Origin of the sequence: Arthrobacter sp. CAN_A2, from assembly GCF_015752045.1 — a bacterium.
Lineage (GTDB): Bacteria > Actinomycetota > Actinomycetes > Actinomycetales > Micrococcaceae > Arthrobacter_D.
Map to the genome: position 1 here is coordinate 1 of NZ_JADOUS010000002.1, position 18,183 is coordinate 18,183.

Genomic DNA, 18,183 nt, shown 5'->3' on the forward strand with positions numbered 1-18,183 from the left:
AAATGCGCGACAACCAGCCAATTCAACCAATCAAAAAACAATCGGTATCAACAAACTTGGCACACTATTGAGTTCTCAAACAACAGGAACAACCGATTACTCACGGAACCCGACGCTCACACGCCCACTCGGCTCCGCTTTCCCTCGCCGTTATGTTCACAGCTTATTTCACTTTCTTTTCCCTTGTCAAATCCCCCACCGTGACCTGAACCACGACAAAAGAAATACGACAAAGAACAAACCCACCACAAATGAAAGCCGAATTCGCCACCATAAAAACAGCGCACGAACCAACCACAAGAATTTGGAGGGGATGGCCACCCTCACCGGGGCAACTCCATCACTATACGGCCACGCCGCCCCGCCACCAAATCCACCTGCCGTCCACCTGCACGACGCCCCTCCACCCAATGGAAGAGCCGGCACACCCTGCGGGGTGTGCCGGCTCTCCTGGTGGGCGCGGGACCTGTCAGGCCACGTCGACCATGGCCAGGTTGCGTTTGCCGCGACGCACCAGGAGGTAGCGGCCGTGCAGCAGATCCCCCTCGACGACGACGTGGTCGGCGTCGGTGATCTTCGTGTTGTTCACGTAGGCACCACCCTCCCCGATGGTGCGACGGGCCGCGGAATTGCTCGCGGACAGCCCGGATGCGACGAGCAGCTCGACGATCCCCAATCCGTCCCGGGAGATCGCGACGGAATCCAGTTCGGCCGTCGCTGCCTCGAGGGTCGCGAGATCCAGGGACCCCAGGTCGCCCTGACCGAAGAGGGCTGCGGATGCCGCGATCACCTTCTCGGTCGCGTCGACGCCGTGGACCAGGGCGGTGACGTCGTAGGCCAGTGCGCGCTGAGCGGCCCGCTCGTGGGGCCGCTCGGATGTCGCCTGCTCGAGCGCGTCGAGTTCCACCCTGCTGCGGAAGGTGAAGATCCGCAGGCGCTCGGCCACATCGGCGTCGGAGGTGTTGAGCCAGAACTGGAACATCGCGTAGGGGCTGGTCATGGCGGCATCGAGCCAGACGGCGTTGCCTTCACTCTTGCCGAACTTGGTGCCGTCCGAGTTGGTGATCAGGGGCGTGCCGATGGCATGGACACTTTTGCCCTCCACCTTCCGGACCAGCTCGGTCCCGCTGGTGAGGTTGCCCCACTGGTCCGAGCCACCGGTCTGGAGGACGCAGTCGTAATCGCGGAACAGCTGCAGGAAGTCCATGCCCTGGAGGATCTGGTAGCTGAACTCGGCGTAGCTGATCCCCTCATCCGAGTTGAGCCGCTTGGCGACCGTCTCCTTCTTGATCATCGTGCCGACGCGGAAGTACTTCCCGACGTCGCGCAGGAAATCGATGACGCTCATCGGGCCGGTCCAGTCGAGGTTGTTCACGATCCGCGCCGCGGTGTCCCCTTCGAAATCGAGGAACCGGCGGACCTGGCCCTCCAGGGAACCGACCCACTCGGCGACGGTCTCCTTGGTATTCATGGTGCGCTCCGCCGTCGGCCGCGGGTCGCCGACCAGACCGGTGGACCCGCCGACCAGGCCGAGGGGACGGTGACCGGCGAGCTGGAGGCGGCGCATCGTCAGCAGCTGCACCAGGTTGCCGAGATGGAGGCTCGCGGCCGTCGGATCGAATCCGCAGTAGAAGGTGATGGACGGGCCGCCCAGCAGTTCCCGCAGCTCCCCCTCATCGGTGGAGACATGGATCAGACCACGCCACACGAGCTCGTCGTAGATACCGTCGAAGGACGGATCGTTGCGCTGGCCTGCGAGGCCACTGACCGGGACATCTGTTTGCTGGGACACGAGTCCAAATTATCAGTCGGCGATACCAGCAGGAATCCGGCCACTCGAGATGACGCGGAGGCGCTGCGTGGGGCGGGTCATCGCCACGTAGAGGTCACCGACCCGGGCCGTCGCCGAATCGAGCATCTCCTGCGGCTCGAGGATCACGACGCCGTCGAATTCCAGGCCCTTCGACTCGCGCGGGCTGATCACCACGATGTCCTGGCCCGGCCCGCCGGCTCCCGAGCCGACGCGCTCCCCGAACGCAGGCGCCAGAACGTCCCGGACGGCCGGTAGCAGGTGGTCGGGCGCGATGACTGCGAGCAGACCCCCGTCGATGGCCGCCAGCTCCTCGGGCATGGCCTGCACCAAAGCGGTGACGGAGTCGCCCACCGTGTCCAGGATCGGGGGGAACCGCCCCTCCCGCACCGCCTTCGGCGCGGACACGACGAGCCCCGCCGCATTCGCCATGCGCACCGCGGCCTCGGCGATCTGCGCGGGGGTGCGGTAGTTGACGGTCAGCTCCTCGAGCTGCCAGCGGTCCCGCACGAACGGTTCGAGGGCCTGCTGCCAGGACCTCGAACCGGCGGCCGAGCTGGTCTGCGCGATATCCCCGACGATGGTGAAGGACTTCAGCGGGCAACGCCGCATCAGCAGGCGCCACTGCATCGGGGAGAGTTCCTGGGCCTCGTCGACCACGATGTGCCCGTAGGCCCAGGTGCGGTCGCCGGAGGCGCGCTCTGCGGCCGAGAGCCTGGTAGCGGTCACGGCGTTGTGCTGCGCCAGGTCCTCGGCGGTCAGCATCCCGTCCACCCCGGAGTCCTCCAGGGACGCGTTGACGTTCTCGAGGGCCCGCTCCGCGTTGGCGAGGTCGCGCTTCTGCTCCTGCTCACGGGCGGCGGTGTCGCGTCCGGCGGACGGATCGAGGTCACCGAGCAGTTCGGCGGCCTCGTCGAGCAGGGGCACGTCCGCCTCGGTCCAGGGGGCGCCCGCGGGCCGGGCGAGGGCCGCCAGTTCCTCCTCCCCCAGGTGGGGCGCCGCCGCGCGCAGCAGCTCCGGGCGTGCGAACAGCTCGGAGACCAGCTTCTGCGGGGTGAGGGGCATCCACGCGAGATTCAGCGCGATCCTCACGTCGCGGGAGCTGCGGACGTCCTCGGCGAGATAGGAGCGGTCGGCGTTGTTGCCGCCGCCCGAGGATTCCTCCAGCTTGTCCAGCAGCTGCTCGGTGAGCTCACGGAGGAGGATCTTGACGAAGGTGACCCGCGCTTCGTTGTGGGGTTTCCCGGTGGCGCGCGCACGCTCCCGGGCGCGGGAGACCTGCCGGGGGGTGAGGGTCAGCATGGTGCCCTCGACGTTGAGGCGCTTGTTCTCCGACGGGACGCGCTCCCGGTTCGCGACGGCGTTGCGGATGACCTGGGCCATCTCCAGCCTGCCCTTGAGTGCGGCCGCGGTCTCGTCCGCCTCCAGCACGGTGGTGACGCCCGGCATCAGGGTACCGATGCCCGCCATGACGACGCCGGTCTCGCCGAGGGACGGCAGGACGCGCTCGATGTATTTCATGAAGGCGTCGGTGGGTCCGACAAGCAGCACGCCGGCGGACTTCAGCCGGTCGCGGTGCGTGTACAGGAGATAGGCGGCGCGGTGGAGGGCGACGGCCGTCTTGCCGGTGCCCGGACCGCCCTGCACCACGGTCACCCCGGGCAGCGGTGCCCGGATGATGCGGTCCTGCTCAGCCTGGATGGTGCCCACGATGTCGGACATCTGGCCGGTGCGCCGCGTGTTCAGCGCGGCGAGCAGGGCCCCTTCGCCCTGCAGCGAGTCGTCGTCGCCGAGGAGGTCCGCATCGAGGACGTCGTCCTCGATGGCGACGACGTCACGGCGCGAGAGGATCAGGTGGCGACGGCGTCGGACGCCCATGCGCTCGAAGGCCGTCGCCTGGTAGAACGTGCCGGCCTCGGGTGCCCGCCAGTCGACCATGAGCTGCCGGAGGTCCTCATCGGACAGGCCGATGCGGCCGATGTACCGCTTGTCGCCGTCGTCGAGGTCGAGGCGTCCGAACACGAGGCGGTCGTCGACGGCGTTGAGCTGCGCGAGGCGGTCCTCGTACATCGTCGCGAAGGCGTCCCGCTCCGACCTGTTCTGGTGGGATCCGGCCGCCTGCGTGCGACGGACCTCGGCGAGCTGCCGGGCCTTCTCCGCACGGAGTTCATCGAGACGGTGGTACAGGCCATCGACGTAGCCGCGCTCGTAGTCCAGCTCGGCCTTGGCCTGGGACGTCTCGTGCATCGGAGATTTCCTTCCTTCAAAGGCAGACCGTCAATTCTAGCGTGGTGGACGCTACACGGTTTCGAGCGCGTGCACCCGGCGGCCCGCGAGGGCGTCGCGTCCGGCGAGGTCCGCGAGTTCCAGGACCACACCGCAGCCGACGACGACGGCGCCGGCCTGTTCGAGCAACGCTCCCGCGGCGGCGAGCGTTCCCCCTGTGGCGAGGACGTCGTCGAGCAGGAGCACGCGCGTCCCGGCGGGCAGGTCCGACTGGTGGATCTCGAGGGTCGCCTGTCCGTATTCGAGGTCATAGGACTCGCGGTACACGGCGCGGGGCAGCTTGCCCGCCTTGCGGACGGCGACGACGCCGGTGCCGGTCGCGTAGCCGACGGCGGCGGCGAGGAGGAACCCGCGGGCTTCCACCCCGGCGACGGCGTCGAACTGGCCCGCGAAGGACTCCGCGAGCGCGTCGACGACCGCGCGGAAGCCCTGCGCGTCGGAGAACACCGGCGTGAGGTCCCTGAACATGATGCCGGGCGACGGGAAATCGGGGACCACGGAGCACAGCCGGTCGACGGCCTCCCGGGCCTGCGTGGCCAGTATGGTGGCGCCCGGTACCGTCGCCGGGCCGAGGTCCGCTTCGCTGATAATCACGGATCAACCTTACGGGCTGCACGGGGCTTCCCCGGACGGAAGCGGGAGACCGTGGGCTCGTCCGGCAGCCAGAAGCGCCACGGATACTCCTCCGTCCCTGCGACGCCGCTGACGCCCACACGCGGTCCCCGGAGGACCGCCGTCGCGGGCAGCTCCGGCAGGACCAGCCGGAAGGGGTGCGCGAGCACGTCGGCGCCGTCGTTCCGGCGGTCGAGGCCGAGCGCCTGGGCGAGGCGTGCGGGCCCCCGGGCGAGGTCGAGGTCCGACGCCGGATGCGAGCGCCGCCGGCGGGCGAGGTCCGCGCCGTCGACGATCTCCCCGGCGCGCAGGAGCAGCCCCGTGGCCCACCCCTCGTCCCCGCAGACGATGTTGGCGCAGTAGTGCATGCCGTAGGTGAAGTAGACGTAGAGGTGCCCGGCGGGCCCGAACATCGTCGCGTTCCGCGCGGTCCTGCCCCGGAAGGCGTGGGAGCCCGGATCGTCGGGGCCGAGATAGGCCTCGACCTCCGTGATGCGGACGGTGACGTCGCCGTCGTCGTCGCTGTGCGTGAGGTGCGCACCGAGGAGCGAGGGTGCGACCTCGAGGGCGCTGCCGCCCAGTCGTGCGCGGAGGTCCACGGTCGTCCTGCTCTCATCGATCACCCTTCGACCGTAACAAAGGCCTCCCCCGCCCCTCCGACCGTCGTGTCCGAATCCCGCTAGTCCGACGCGTGCCCGGGTGGCAGGATGGCGCCATGGACTTCTGGCAGCGCTACAGGGCGATCGACGCCCGGGACGCCCGCTTCGACGGGCAGTTCGTGACCGCTGTCTCGAGCACCGGCATCTACTGTCGGCCGTCCTGCCCCGCCCGGACGCCGAAGCCCGCCAACGTCACCTTCTTCCGCACCTCGGCGGCCGCCCACGACGCCGGGTACCGCGCCTGCAAGCGGTGCCTGCCCGAGGCCGTTCCGGGGGACCCCGAATGGAATCTGCGGAGCGACGCGGCGGCCCGGGCCATGCGGCTCATCGCCGACGGCGAAGTGGACCGCGCGGGGGTGCCGGGCCTGGCGGCGCGGATCGGGTACTCCCCCCGACAGCTCAACCGCATCCTGAAGGAGGAACTCGGCGCCGGAGCGCTCGCGCTGGCCCGCGCACACCGCGCCCAGACGGCGCGGACCCTCCTCACCGCCACGACGCTCCGCTTCGCCGACGTGGCGTTCGCCGCGGGCTTCGGGAGCATCCGGCAGTTCAACGACACCGTCCAGCAGGTCTTCGACCTCACTCCCGGCACACTGCGGGAGACGTCCCGTCAGCGGTCCGGGGCGTACGGCCCGCCGACGGCAGAACCCGGTGGGCCGCTCCGGATCTCGCTCTCCCTGCCCGCGCGGCTGCCGTACGACAACGGCATCTTCGGCTTCCTCGCCGCCCGCGCCGTCGCCGGCCTGGAGATCGGCACGGCGACGAGCTACGAGCGCCTGGTCCGCCTGCCGGCCGGGCCCGCCTGGTTCAGGGCGGAGGCCGTCGAGCCGCGGGGGAACGGACGGGCCGCCCTGCCCGTCACGGTCTCGGTGGCGGGGCTGGCGGACCTCCCCTCGCTGCTCAGCCGCATCCGGCGGCTGTTCGACCTCGACGCCGACCCCCTGGCCGTCGATGCCGGACTGTCACGTGATGCCCGCTTCGCGGCACTCGCCGCGGACCGGCCGGGCCTGCGTCTTCCCGGCTCGCTGGATCCCCACGAGACGCTGATCCGTGCCATCGCGGGCCAGCAGGTCACGGTCGCCGCCGCGACGACCGCACTCTGCCGGCTGACCGCGACGGGGCCGGCAGTCGGTGCGCCGGGCACCGGGCTGAACCGCCTCTTCCCCTCCGCCGAGGACCTCGCTGCCGCGCCCGGGCCGCTCCTGCGCGGGCCGCGGCGCCGTGACGAGGCGCTCCGCGCGGCGGCCGGCAAGCTCTCGTCCGGGGCCCTCATAATCGGGATCGGGTCCGACCCCGCCCGTCTGCACGAGGACCTGCTGCGGCTGGACGGCGTGGGACCCTGGACCGCGGACTACGTCACCATGCGCGTGCTCGGCCACCCTGACATCCACCCACCGGCCGATGCCGCCGTCCGCAACGGCTGGGCCCGGGTCGCACAGCGTTCGACCGTCGGTCCGGCCGTGACCCTCGATGCCGCGATGACCGACATCCGGCCCTGGCGCTCCTACGCGACCCTGCACCTGTGGCGGACCGCCGCCGCGCCGATCTCCCCGAGCACGACCGGAGAGCCCGTCGATGACGCCGCCTGACCACGCCCCACGTACCCTTGACCGACCCACCGAACGGATGCCCCCGCCATGAGCGCAACCCTCTCCCCGCCCGCCGTCCTCCGGGGCGCCACCACCGCGACCGTCGACACGCCCGACGGCCCCTTCACCGTCATCGAGGCGGAGGGAGCGGTCCTCTCCTCAGGCTGGACCTCCCTCCCGGAGGAACTGACCGGGCAGATCCATCCGAGCCTCCTGGCCGCCCGCTTCGACCCTGCGGCGTCCGCCATGCGCCCCGTCCTCGACGCCGTGGCCCGCTACTACGACGGCGACGTCGACGCCATCACGGCGGTGCGGGTGCGACAGGCCTCCGGACCGTTCCGCGCCCATGCCTGGGACGTCCTGCGCACGATCGCTCCGGGTGCGCCGGTCACCTATCTCGAGTACGCGGCCCGGGCGGGCAACCCGGCCGCGGTCCGCGCGGCGGCGGGAGCATGCGCGAAGAACGCCGCAGCGCTCTTCGTCCCCTGCCACAGGGTCATCAGGACCGACGGCTCGCTGGGCGGCTTCCGCTGGGGCCTCCCGGTCAAGCAGCGGCTCCTCGACCGGGAGGCCGGCCGGACGCCGGTGGCCTGACCCCCGGGTCTCTCAGGCGTGGGCGACCAGGCGCTGCCGGGCCGCCATGTCGCGATAGAGGTCGCTGCTCTCGAGGAGTTCATCGTGGGTGCCGACGGCGGCGACCCGCCCCTGGTCGAGCACGACGATCTGGTCGAAGTCCGCCACCGTGGACAGGCGGTGGGCGACGACGACAACGGTGCGGTCCCGCGAGGCCTCCCCCAGCGTCTGCTGGAGCAACTGCTCCGTCCGCGAGTCGACGGCCGACGTCGGCTCGTCCATCAGGAGGACCGGCCGGTCGGCGAGGATGACGCGGGCCCAGGCCAGGCGCTGCCGCTGGCCGCCCGAGAGCCGGATCCCGTCCTCGCCCAGGTTGAGGTCCAAACCGTCATCCGACCGGTCCCCGAGCGCATCGAGGCCCACCGCCGCGAGGACCCGGCGGAGCTGGTCGTCGGTGGCGTGCGGGGCTGCGAGCCGGAGGTTGTCCGCGAGTGTCCCGCTGAGGACGGGGGCCTCCTGCTCCACCAGACCGATCCGCGAGCGCAGGTCCGAGCGCGGGATCCCGGGCAGGGCGACGCCGTCGACCAGAATGGTGCCCGCCGTCGGTTCGTAGAACCGCTCCAGCAGGGCCAGCACCGTGGACTTGCCGGCGCCCGAGGGCCCTACGAGGGCCGTCCTGCTGCCCGCAGGGACGGTGAAGCTGACCCCGTCGAGGACCGGCAGCCCGGTAAGGCCGTCCGCACCGTGCCGTTCCGAGGGGCCCGGCACCGCCGGCGATACCGGAGATACGGGCGATACCGGAGATACGGGCGATACCGACCCGTCCACTGACGTCAGGGCCCCATCCGCCACGGCCGCGGCGTCCCCGCCGTCGTCGTAGCGGAAGCTGACATCGCGCAGTTCGATGCTGCTGCCGTGGGCGGACGCGGCCGGGGACGGCGCCGTCACCCCGGGTCCCGCCTGTCCGAGGCGCCCCTCGTCCGCCCGCTCCGGCTCCAGCCGTGCGATCTCCTGGATGCGGTCCAGCGCTGCGAGGCCGGACTGGATCTGCACGAACGCGCTCATGGCGGACCCGATGGGCATCACGAGCAGGAACAGGTACAGGATGAAGGCGATGAGGTCGCCGAGCAGCAGTTCGCCCGCGGCCACCCGGATCCCGCCGACGGCCAGGACCACGATGAACGCGCCCTGGATGCAGATGGACATGATGGGCTGGACAGCGGCCTGGAGGCGGGCCATGGCAATGCCGGCGTTGTACGCCGTGGTCGCCTCCACGTCGATCACCGCGGCCTCGCGCTCCTCGGCGACGGACGCCTTGATGGTGCGGATGCCGGAGAGGCCCCGCTCGACGGCGGCCGTCATCGAGCCGACGGCGTCCTGGACGTCGCGGCTGCGCTTGCGGATGAGGCGCCCGAGGAACACGACGCCGCCCGCGCCCACCAGGACGGCGGACAGCGTGATGCCGAACAGCAGGGGGTCGATGAGCACCATGAGGACGACGGCCGCGCAGAACATGAGGATGGACGAGACGATCTCGAACAGGCCGGAGGTGATCACGCTGCGCATGAGGGTCGTGTCGGAGCCGACCCTCGACATGAGGTCGCCGACGCGGCGGCGGTCGAACTCGCGCACGGGCAGCGCCAGCAACTGACCGACCAGCGACCGGCGCACCCCGAGGACCACGGACTCGGCAGTCCGCTGGAGGAGGTAGGACTGCGCCGCACCGAAGACGGCCCCGCCCAGGGTGATGGCGACGAGGAACCAGACGAAGACCGTGGCCGGACGATTCGCGGAGACGGCGTTGACGAGCTGCTGGACCATCAGCGGCTGCGCGATGGAGAGGCCCGTCGAGACGAGGGAGACGACGGCGACCAGGACGAGGACGCGCGCGTGCCCCCGCAGGTAGGGGAAGAATTCCCGGAGCGTGGCGCGCGGTGCGGTGGGCTGCATGCTCACACGATGCGCCGGGTGGTGCACGGTGTCAAAGCACTTCGCGGCGGGCGTAGCAGGTGCGCCGGGCTGCGTTCCGCCCACTGTGCACCCCTGAGCCCGCTCACTCAGCATCGGTCAACGGAAGCGGGCTCAGATGGTGAGGACGCCGCCGATCGCGGGGGTGATGAAGACGGCGGAGCGCTGCACGGCGTCATCGGGGTCCTCGGCATCCTCCGTCTCGTAGATGAGCCACGCCCCGGTCGGCGTGGACCATACGCGGGGTCCACCGACAGCACACTCAGGCATCGGAGCCTCGGGCCACACCACCCATCGCACGCTCGAATCCTGATCGACGATTGCTGCGACGGGTCGACCGGCATCCGGCACGATCGAAGCTCCGAGCGTGTATCCCGGACCGCTGATATCCGTCGAGTGACGATATGCCTCGCATCACCGCTGCACGCAGCTCAGGGGTTCTGTCGTTATTGACTTCTCCCCGATAAGCGAGCACGCTTGGGGTTCTCGCCCCGGACCCTGGCAGAGAACCGCTGTTGCCGTTCCACCAGAGGGGTCCCGTGCCATACGCATTTCACCACACCGGTCCTGGCGTGCCTCTCCGATCACCGGACACGTCCTTCAACCTGCCTGAGTTTCCATCGGTACAAAGCCCCATCCACCGGGGAGATGAGCGACGGCAGACGCTCCTCCCGAGATACTTCCTCGAACCCGGCATCGCCGCCGTGAACGCTTCAGGGACACCTCGACGGGCCGGTCAGCACAGCGACGTCCGTGCACATCGTGGTCTCACGGGGACAGGGTGTGGCTGGTGACCGAGGAGCTCAAGGTGCATAGGGGCATGCCGTCGTCACAGTACGGCGGCAGCGCACGGGTGCGGGATCTCGCCACTGAACTGGCGGAGCTGGCCCGGTCGCTGCAACAGGAACCGGATACGGACGCGATCCTCGGTGGATTCGTCCACGCGGCCCTCGAACTGATCCCCGGGGTCGATGAAGGCTCCGTCAGCGTGGTCCTGGGGCGGAGGAACATCGGAGCCCGCGCCCCGTCCGGGGACCTGCCGGTGCGTATCGACGCGCTGCAGATGGAAACCGGGGAGGGGCCCTGCCTGGAAGCGGCCTACGATCACCGGACCGTCCGCGTGCCGGACATGGCGCTCGAGAAGCGGTGGCCGCTCTTCGCCAGGCGCGCCACCGAGGCCGGCGCCCGCGGCATGCTCTCCATCCAGCTGTGGGTCAAGGGCGACGACCTCGGCGCGCTCAACCTCTACTCGTACAGGGCCAATGCGTTCACGGACGAGTCGGAGAACGTGGGCCTGCTGGTCGCGTCCCACGCCGCTGTGGCGTTCGCCGAGGCCGAGAAGGCCCGGCAGCTCCACGCGGCGGTGGATTCCAGGGACGTGATCGGGCAGGCCAAGGGCATCCTCATGGAACGCCACAAGATCACCGGCGAGCAGGCGTTCATCGTGCTCTCCATGGCCAGCCAGCGCACCCACCTGAAACTCTGGGATGTCGCCGACCACCTCATCAGCAGCGGCGAACTCCCCAGTAGGCAGTACGCCGCACGCTGAGGAACGCTGTCCCGCGTGCAACGGAACCGGTCGGTCGTGCTGTGATCCGACGGACCGGGACGCCGTCCGGCCCGTGCATTCCGGAACCGAACGCCTCGATCGCGTGGCGCCGGGCCGGTCGCGCCCCTTCGTCGAGCCAGGATGTGAAGGCGCCCTACCCGGAGCTGACGGCACCATCGGCCCGATCCTTCTCCTGCTCCTGCTCCTGCTCCTGCTCCTGGGCACAGCCGATGTCGGAGTCACGCGGTGGGGCGAGTGACGGGAGCAAAGCATTCCTGCCGATCGGGATCGTGTTCCTTGTTGTCGCGATTGCAATGATGTTCTCGGGGACGACGTCCTGGATCGCGTTCTCCACCGTTGGCATCACGTTCCTCATTCTGGGAACGCGGAAGCCCTCACATGAGGGTGGGACCCCTCCCAGCGGGACTTCGCCGGGCTGATCACGACCGGCGTACGCCGAAGAGCCACGCATTCCTCGGCTGGACCTACCTCTCATAGACGCGACCGGCCGCGGCGCGGCCCCGACAAGGAGCCGCACCGCGGTCGGCAGCCGGTGGTCGGCGATCAGGCTGTGGCGTACGCCTCGACGCCGTCGAGCTCGGCACGCAGGGCGGTGAGCTGGCGACGGACGGCGGCCGGAGCCGTACCGCCCTGCGCGTCGCGGCTGGCCAGCGATCCTTCGACCGTGAGCACCTCGCGCACGGCGGGCGTCAGGTGCGCGGAGATCCCTGCGAACTCCTCGTCCGTCAGGTCCCACAGTTCCACGCCGCGCTGCTCGGCGATGCGGACGGCGGCGCCCGAGAGCTCGTGCGCCTCGCGGAACGGCACGCCCTGCCGGACGAGCCACTCCGCGATGTCGGTCGCGAGGGCGAATCCCTGCGGTGCGAGTGCGGCGAGGCGCCGGGTGTCGAACACGAGGGTCGCGATCATGCCGGAGACCGCGGGCAGCAGGACTTCGAGGGTGTCGACGGCGTCGAACACCGGCTCCTTGTCCTCCTGCAGGTCCCGGTTGTACGCGAGCGGCAGTCCCTTGAGCGTAGCGAGCAGCCCCGTCAGGTCGCCGATCAGCCGGCCGGCCTTGCCGCGGGCGAGCTCGGCGACGTCGGGGTTCTTCTTCTGCGGCATGATCGACGAGCCGGTCGAGAAGGCGTCGTCGAGCGTGACGAAGGAGAACTCCTTCGTGGCCCAGATGATGATCTCCTCGCTCACGCGGGAGAGGTCCACCCCGATCATCGCGGCGACCCAGGAGAACTCCGCGTAGACGTCCCGTGACGCCGTCCCGTCGATCGAGTTGTGCGTCGCGGAGAAGAAGCCGAGGTCCGCGGCAACGGATTCCGGGTCGAGGCCCAGCGACGACCCCGCGAGGGCTCCCGATCCGTAGGGTGAGATCCCGGCGCGGCGGTCCCAGTCCTGCAGTCGCTGGACGTCCCGCAGCAGCGCCCACGCGTGGGCCAGCAGGTGGTGGCTCAGCAGTACCGGCTGCGCGTGCTGCAGGTGCGTGCGCCCCGGCATGGGCACCTCGAGGTGCGCCTCGGCCTGGTCGACCAGGGCGCCGATCGTCGCAAGGACGCCGCGGGCGATGATGCGGGCGTGGTCCCTGAGGTACATGCGTCCGAGCGTCGCCACCTGGTCGTTGCGGGACCGGCCGGCGCGCAGCTTGCCGCCGAGCGCCGGTCCGGCGCGTTCGATGAGGCCGCGCTCCAGCGAACCGTGCACGTCCTCGTCGCTCTGCGCCGGCATGTAGGCACCGGACCGCACGTCGGCGTCGAGGCGGTCGAGGGCGTCGATCATCCCGGCGAGCTCGCCGTCGTCAAGCAGCCCGGCGCGGTGGAGCACGCGGGCGTGGGCGCGGGAGCCCTCGATGTCGTAGACCGCAAGCCGCCAGTCGAAGTGCGTCGACTTGCTGAGCGCGGCGAGGGCGTCGGCGGGGCCGCCGGCGAACCGGCCGCCCCACAGCGAGCCCTCATTCGTCCCCGGGCGCCCCCCAACCTCGCTTCGCTCGGCCGGGGACCCCTGCGCTCGTGGGCCCAGGTGCTCTGGAGCCATCAGGCGCCCGCCCGCTGGTCCCGGCTCGAGGCCACTTTGGAGGACAGGCCGAAGATCTCGATGAAGCCGCGGGCCATCGACTGGTCGAAGGTGTCCCCGGAGTCGTAGGTCGCGAGGTTGAAGTCGTAGAGCGCGACGTCGGAGCGGCGCCCGGTGACGGTCGCGCGGCCGCCGTGGAGGTTCATGCGGATGTCACCGGTGACGTACTGCTGGGTGTCGTCGATGAAGGTGTCCAGCGAGCGCTTCAGCGGGGAGAACCACTGGCCGTCGTACACCAGCTCGGTCCAGCGCTGGCCGACGGTCTTCTTGAAGCGGGCGAGCTCGCGCTCGATGGTGACGTTCTCGAGCTCGCGGTGCGCGGCGATGAGGGCCATCGCGCCGGGAGCCTCGTAGATCTCGCGGCTCTTGATGCCGACCAGGCGGTCCTCGACGATGTCGATGCGGCCGATCCCCTGGGCACCGGCGCGGCGGTTGAGCTCCTCGATGGCCTGCAGCGGCGTGACCGTGTTGCCGTCGATCGCCACGGGGATGCCCTCCTTGAAGGAGATGACGACCTCGTCGACGGCGGGCGGGAACTCGGGCGACTCGGTGTAGTCGTAGACGTCCTTGGTGGGTCCGTTCCAGATGTCCTCAAGGAATCCGGTCTCGACGGCGCGGCCCCAGACGTTCTGGTCGATGGAGAACGGGTTCTTCTTGGTGGTCTCGATCGGCAGGCCCTTCTCCTCGGCGAAGGCGATGGCCTTGTCACGCGTGAGGGCGAGGTCACGGACGGGGGCGATGCACTTCAGGTCGGGGCCGAGGGTCTGGATGCCCACTTCGAAGCGCACCTGGTCGTTGCCCTTGCCAGTGCAGCCGTGGGACACGGTCGTGGCGCCGAACTGGCGTGCGGCGGCGACGAGGTGCTTGACGATCACGGGCCGGGACAGCGCGGAGACCAGCGGGTAGGCGTCCATGTAGAGCGCGTTGGCCTTCAGGGCGGGCATGCAGTAGTCGGTCGCGAACTCCTCACGGGCGTCGGCCACGTAGGCTTCGACGGCGCCGCAGCCGAGTGCGCGCTGGCGGATGGTCTCGAGGGACTCGCCGCCCTGTCCGACGTCGACGGCCACGGCGATCACCTCGGCCCCGGTGGCTTCGGCGATCCAGCCGATGGCTACGGAGGTGTCGAGTCCGCCGGAGTAGGCGAGGACGATGCGTTCGGTCACGGGAGGTGCTCCTTCGATTGTCCGGGCGGGCGCCCGTGGGTTGGTAGGTCTTCAGGGTGTCATGCCGCGGCAGGCGCAGGGCCAGGCGTCACGACGGGGTCAGGACGGATCGGTGGATCCCTGCGGTTCCTGCGCCAGTCCGAGGAAGCGGTCGGCGACGGCCGCACCGCCGTCGGGGTCCCGGCTGACGAGCATCACGGTGTCGTCCCCGGCGATGGTGCCGAGGATCGAAGGCATCACCGAGTGGTCGATGGCCAGGGCGAGGAAGTTCGCGGCTCCCGGCGGCGTCCGCAGGATGACGATGTTCCCCGAGGCTTCGGCCGTCACCAGCAGCTCGTTGCACAGCTTCGCGAGCCGGGCGTCGAGGATCTCCTGGGACACACCGCTGCGGGCGTGCCGGCCGCCGCCCTCCACCGGCACCGCGTAGATCAGCGCGCCCTCGGCTCCGCGGACGCGCACGACGCCGAGCTCCACGAGGTCCCGTGACAGCGTCCCCTGATTGACCTGTACGCCGTCGGCGGCGAGCAGGGTGGCCAGCTCCACCTGCGAGCGCACGGACTCGGCGGTGAGGAGGTCGGTGATGAGGGCGTGCCGGGCGGTCTTGGTGGTGAGGCGGGAGGAGTCGCGCTGCACGGTCATGAGCTGCTCCCCTGCCCGTCCGGCCGGGCGGACTGCTGCACGAGCCATGTCATGAGCGCCTTCTGGGCGTGCAGGCGGTTCTCGGCCTCGTCCCAGACGAGCGACTGCGGGCCGTCGATGACGTCCGCGGCGATCTCGTAGCCGCGGTAGGCGGGGAGGCAGTGGAGCACGACGGCGTCCGGCGCGGCCTGCGCCATGGCCGCGGCGTCGACGGCGTAGGGGCGGAACAGCTCCTGCCGTGCAGCCTTCTCGTCCTCCTGGCCCATGGACACCCAGGTGTCGGTGGCGACGACGTCCGCTCCGGCGAGGGCGATGGCCGCGTCGGTGGTGACGAGGACGGACCCTCCGGTCTCGGCGGCCCGCTCCTCGGCCGCGGCCACGACTGCCGGGTCGGGGAGGTACCCCCCGGGTCCGGCGATCCGGACGTGCATCCCGGCCGTGACCCCGGCGAGGAGGTAGGAGTTCGCCATGTTGTTGGCGCTGTCCCCGAGGTACGTCATGGTGAGCCCGGCCAGCGTGCCCTTGTGCTCGCGGATGGTGAGCAGGTCCGCGAGCAACTGGCACGGGTGGTAGTCGTCGGAGAGGGCGTTGATGACCGGGACACTCGACGCCGCGGCCATCTCCTCGAGGCCCGCCTGGGCGTAGGTGCGCCACACGATCGTCGCGACCATCCGGTCGAGGACCCTGGCCGTGTCGGTGATGGACTCCTTGTGCCCGAGCTGGGAGTCCCCGGCGCCGATGATCAGCGGCACCCCGCCGAGATCCGCGACCCCTGCGGCGAAGGACACCCGGGTGCGGGTCGAGGTCTTGTCGAAGATCACGGCGACGGTCCTGCGGCCCGCACCCTCCCCCGCGAACGGGGCGTGGGCGTATGGCTTCGCCTTGAGCTCGGCGGCGAGGTCGAGGACCTCGGCCTGCTCGGCGGGTGAGAGATCCGTGTCGACGAGGAAGTGGCGCGTCATGGGGTTGGCTCCCGGGTATCGGCGTGGGCGGTGCGGGCGGTGGTGAGGATGGCGGGCAGGGCGTCCAGGAACGTCGCGGCCTGCTCGCGGGTGAGGATGAGCGGCGGCGCGAGCCGGAGGGTCGACGGCCCCGTCGCGTTGATGATGAAGCCTGCGGCGAGAGCCGCCTGGACCGCGTCCGGCGCGTACTCACCGTCGACGTCGAACCCGATGAGCAGGCCCTGACCGCGTACCGCGGTGACGCCCCCCATCGGGGCGAGACCCGAGGTGAGGAAGGCGCCGACGTCGGACGCGTGCTGCAGGGCGCCCGTCGTCTCGAGGACGTGCAGCGTGGCGAGGCCCGCCGCGGTGGCGACGGGGTTCCCACCGAAGGTGGTGCCGTGCTGGCCTGCACCGATCAGCGAGGAGACGTCCCCGCCGAAGGTGACGAGCGCCCCGATCGGGAACCCGCCGCCGAGGCCCTTGGCGAGCGTCATGGCATCCGGGACCACGCCGTCGACCCATTGGTGGGCGAACCAGCGGCTCGTCCGCGCGACGCCGGACTGGACCTCGTCGAGGATGAGCAGGGCGCCGTGCTCGCGGGTCAGGTCCCGTGCGGCGCGCAGGTATTCGGGCGAGAGCGGCCTGACGCCGGCCTCACCCTGGATGGGTTCGATGACCAGTGCTGCCACGGAGGAGTCCATGGCGTTGCGGAGGGCCTCGATGTCGTCGAAGGGGATGTGCTCCACCCCGCCGGGCAGGGGCTCGAAGGGTTCGCGGTAGGCCTTCTTGGACGTCAGGGCGAGCGCCCCCATGGTGCGTCCGTGGAAGGCGCCGTCGAGGGCGAGGATGCGCTGCCGTTGCGGGGTGCTGTTGCGGCGCGCGAGCTTGACGGCGGCCTCGAGGGCTTCGGCTCCCGAGTTGGTGAAGAACACGCGGGACCCGGCGGGCGCCTCTGCCAGGGCCAGCAGCTTCTCGGCCAGCGCGACCTGCGTGGGACTCGTGAAGAAGTTGGAGATGTGGCCGAGGGTCGCAAGCTGGCTGGAGACGACGGAGGTGACGAAGGGGTGCGCGTGGCCGAGGGCGTTGACCGCGATGCCGCCGAGGAGGTCGAGGTACTGCTCGCCGTCGGCGTCCCAGACGAAGCAGCCGGACCCGCGCACCAGCACGCGCTGCGGCGTCCCGAAGACGCCCATCAGCGAGGAGCTGTAGCGGGCGAGCCAGTCCGCGCCCGAGGCTCCACCGGTGAGCAGGTCCGCGGTCTCCTTCATGGCGGGCTCATCCGTGGCCATGTCATTCGTGGCGATGTCGCTCATGCCGCCCCTCCCGGTGTCGTGGGGTGCGTCGGGACGGCAGCGTCGTCGGGAACCACCTGCGTGCCGATGCCCGCGGTGGTGAACGTCTCGAGCAGCATCGAGTGGGCCAGCCGCCCGTCCACGATGTGCGCGCGCTCCACCCCGGCCTCGACGGCCTGCAGGCACGCCGCCATCTTCGGGATCATGCCCGATTCGAGGCTCGGCAGGAGCTCGCGAAGCTCACTCACGGTCAGGGAGGAGATGAGCGAGCTGGGATCCGGCCAGGCCGCATAGAGCCCCTCGACGTCCGTGAGGATCACGAGCTTCGAAGCCCCGAGCGCGGCGGCCAGCGCCGCGGCGGCGGAATCGGCGTTCACATTGAGCACCTGCTGCATCGCCTCGCCATCGGCGTCGTACTCCGGTGCGACGGTCGAGATCACGGGGATGCGCCCGGCCTGGAGGATGTCGAGGATGGCGCCGGGATGGACCGCGGTCACATCCCCGACGAGCCCGAGGTCCACGGCCTCGCCGTCGACGACGGTCCCGGTGCGCACCGCGCGGAGCAGGCCCCCGTCCTCGCCGGACAGGCCGACGGCGTAGGGGCCGTGGGAGTTGATGAGTCCCACGAGTTCCCGGCCCACCTGGCCGGTGAGGACCATGCGGACCACGTCCATGGCCTCGGGGGTGGTCACCCGCAGGCCGCCCTTGAACTCGGACTCGATGCCGAGCTTCTGGAGCATCGCGTTGATCTGGGGGCCACCGCCGTGCACGACGACGGGGCGGATGCCCACGTGGTGCAGGAAGACGACGTCCTCGGCGAAGGCCCTGCGCATCTCGTCGTCGACCATGGCGTTGCCGCCGTACTTGATGACCATCGTGGTGCCCGCGAAGCGCTGGATCCAGGGCAGCGCCTCCACCAGCGTGGCGGCCTTGTCCTGGGCCTTCAGGGTCGAAGCCGACGGCGTCGCCGTCGGGTTCGCGTCGGTGCTCGTGTCACTGCTCGTCATGGCGTCT

The 18,183-nt window shown here is 70.4% G+C and carries 16 protein-coding genes; 3 read left to right on the forward strand and 13 right to left on the reverse strand.

Annotation, left to right across the window (positions count from 1 at the left end; all coding sequences use genetic code 11):
* Positions 1 to 469: 469 nt before the first annotated feature.
* From tyrS to IWX63_RS02240, 4 genes are read right to left on the reverse strand one after another with little or no spacing between them, the layout of a single operon-like run.
* The gene (gene tyrS / locus IWX63_RS02225; protein WP_199276545.1) at positions 470 to 1,792 is read right to left on the reverse strand and encodes a tyrosine--tRNA ligase; all 1,323 of its coding nucleotides are present in this window, start codon (positions 1,790 to 1,792) and stop codon (positions 470 to 472) included.
* A 12-nt stretch (positions 1,793 to 1,804) separates the two neighbouring features.
* Entirely contained in the window at positions 1,805 to 4,057 is a 2,253-nt protein-coding gene (locus IWX63_RS02230) for a HelD family protein (RefSeq protein WP_199276546.1), read from the reverse strand.
* A gap of 51 nt (positions 4,058 to 4,108) precedes the next feature.
* Positions 4,109 to 4,639 (reverse strand): adenine phosphoribosyltransferase, encoded by a 531-nt coding sequence (locus IWX63_RS02235; protein ID WP_199276898.1) that lies wholly within the window; start codon positions 4,637 to 4,639, stop codon positions 4,109 to 4,111.
* A 47-nt stretch (positions 4,640 to 4,686) separates the two neighbouring features.
* The gene (locus IWX63_RS02240; RefSeq protein WP_199276899.1) at positions 4,687 to 5,328 is read right to left on the reverse strand and encodes a DNA-3-methyladenine glycosylase; all 642 of its coding nucleotides are present in this window, start codon (positions 5,326 to 5,328) and stop codon (positions 4,687 to 4,689) included.
* Positions 5,329 to 5,423: 95 nt separating this feature from the next.
* On the opposite strand from IWX63_RS02240, the gene IWX63_RS02245 reads away from it, so the two are divergent.
* Both IWX63_RS02245 and IWX63_RS02250 read left to right on the forward strand, forming a co-directional pair.
* Positions 5,424 to 6,956: an Ada metal-binding domain-containing protein gene (locus tag IWX63_RS02245; RefSeq protein ID WP_199276547.1), complete on the forward strand. Its 1,533-nt coding sequence runs from the start codon at positions 5,424 to 5,426 to the stop codon at positions 6,954 to 6,956.
* 48 nt (positions 6,957 to 7,004) lie between these two features.
* Positions 7,005 to 7,550 carry a methylated-DNA--[protein]-cysteine S-methyltransferase gene (locus tag IWX63_RS02250; protein ID WP_199276548.1) on the forward strand — a complete coding sequence of 182 codons (546 nt, stop codon included), beginning with the start codon at positions 7,005 to 7,007 and terminating at the stop codon, positions 7,548 to 7,550.
* 12 nt (positions 7,551 to 7,562) lie between these two features.
* Here IWX63_RS02250 and IWX63_RS02255 read toward each other — a convergent pair whose 3' ends face one another.
* Both IWX63_RS02255 and IWX63_RS02260 read right to left on the reverse strand, forming a co-directional pair.
* A complete protein-coding gene (locus tag IWX63_RS02255) occupies positions 7,563 to 9,479 on the reverse strand; it encodes an ABC transporter ATP-binding protein (RefSeq protein WP_199276549.1) in 1,917 nt (638 codons plus the stop codon).
* A gap of 132 nt (positions 9,480 to 9,611) precedes the next feature.
* The gene (locus IWX63_RS02260) at positions 9,612 to 9,767 is read right to left on the reverse strand and encodes a hypothetical protein (protein ID WP_199276550.1); all 156 of its coding nucleotides are present in this window, start codon (positions 9,765 to 9,767) and stop codon (positions 9,612 to 9,614) included.
* Positions 9,768 to 10,287: 520 nt separating this feature from the next.
* Between IWX63_RS02260 and IWX63_RS02265 the strand changes: the two genes are divergently transcribed.
* The gene (locus IWX63_RS02265; RefSeq protein WP_334685569.1) at positions 10,288 to 11,046 is read left to right on the forward strand and encodes a GAF and ANTAR domain-containing protein; all 759 of its coding nucleotides are present in this window, start codon (positions 10,288 to 10,290) and stop codon (positions 11,044 to 11,046) included.
* Positions 11,047 to 11,200: 154 nt separating this feature from the next.
* Here IWX63_RS02265 and IWX63_RS02270 read toward each other — a convergent pair whose 3' ends face one another.
* The 7 genes from IWX63_RS02270 to argB form a co-directional block, all read right to left on the reverse strand.
* Positions 11,201 to 11,413, reverse strand: a complete 213-nt coding sequence (locus tag IWX63_RS02270; protein WP_199276551.1) for a hypothetical protein — start codon at positions 11,411 to 11,413, stop codon at positions 11,201 to 11,203.
* A gap of 197 nt (positions 11,414 to 11,610) precedes the next feature.
* Positions 11,611 to 13,092 (reverse strand): argininosuccinate lyase, encoded by a 1,482-nt coding sequence (gene argH / locus IWX63_RS02275; RefSeq protein WP_199276552.1) that lies wholly within the window; start codon positions 13,090 to 13,092, stop codon positions 11,611 to 11,613.
* Entirely contained in the window at positions 13,092 to 14,294 is a 1,203-nt protein-coding gene (locus tag IWX63_RS02280) for an argininosuccinate synthase (protein WP_199276553.1), read from the reverse strand. Before IWX63_RS02280 ends, argH begins: the two co-directional genes overlap by 1 nt.
* A gap of 99 nt (positions 14,295 to 14,393) precedes the next feature.
* Complete coding sequence (locus IWX63_RS02285) at positions 14,394 to 14,933, reverse strand: arginine repressor (protein WP_199276554.1); 540 nt, start codon at positions 14,931 to 14,933, stop codon at positions 14,394 to 14,396.
* Positions 14,930 to 15,895 carry an ornithine carbamoyltransferase gene (argF, locus tag IWX63_RS02290; protein WP_199276555.1) on the reverse strand — a complete coding sequence of 322 codons (966 nt, stop codon included), beginning with the start codon at positions 15,893 to 15,895 and terminating at the stop codon, positions 14,930 to 14,932. The genes IWX63_RS02285 and argF overlap by 4 nt, the downstream gene beginning before the upstream one ends.
* Positions 15,892 to 17,166 (reverse strand): acetylornithine transaminase, encoded by a 1,275-nt coding sequence (locus tag IWX63_RS02295; protein ID WP_199276901.1) that lies wholly within the window; start codon positions 17,164 to 17,166, stop codon positions 15,892 to 15,894. Before IWX63_RS02295 ends, argF begins: the two co-directional genes overlap by 4 nt.
* Before the next feature lie 20 nt (positions 17,167 to 17,186).
* Positions 17,187 to 18,176: an acetylglutamate kinase gene (gene argB, locus IWX63_RS02300; RefSeq protein ID WP_199276556.1), complete on the reverse strand. Its 990-nt coding sequence runs from the start codon at positions 18,174 to 18,176 to the stop codon at positions 17,187 to 17,189.
* Positions 18,177 to 18,183: the final 7 nt, after the last annotated feature.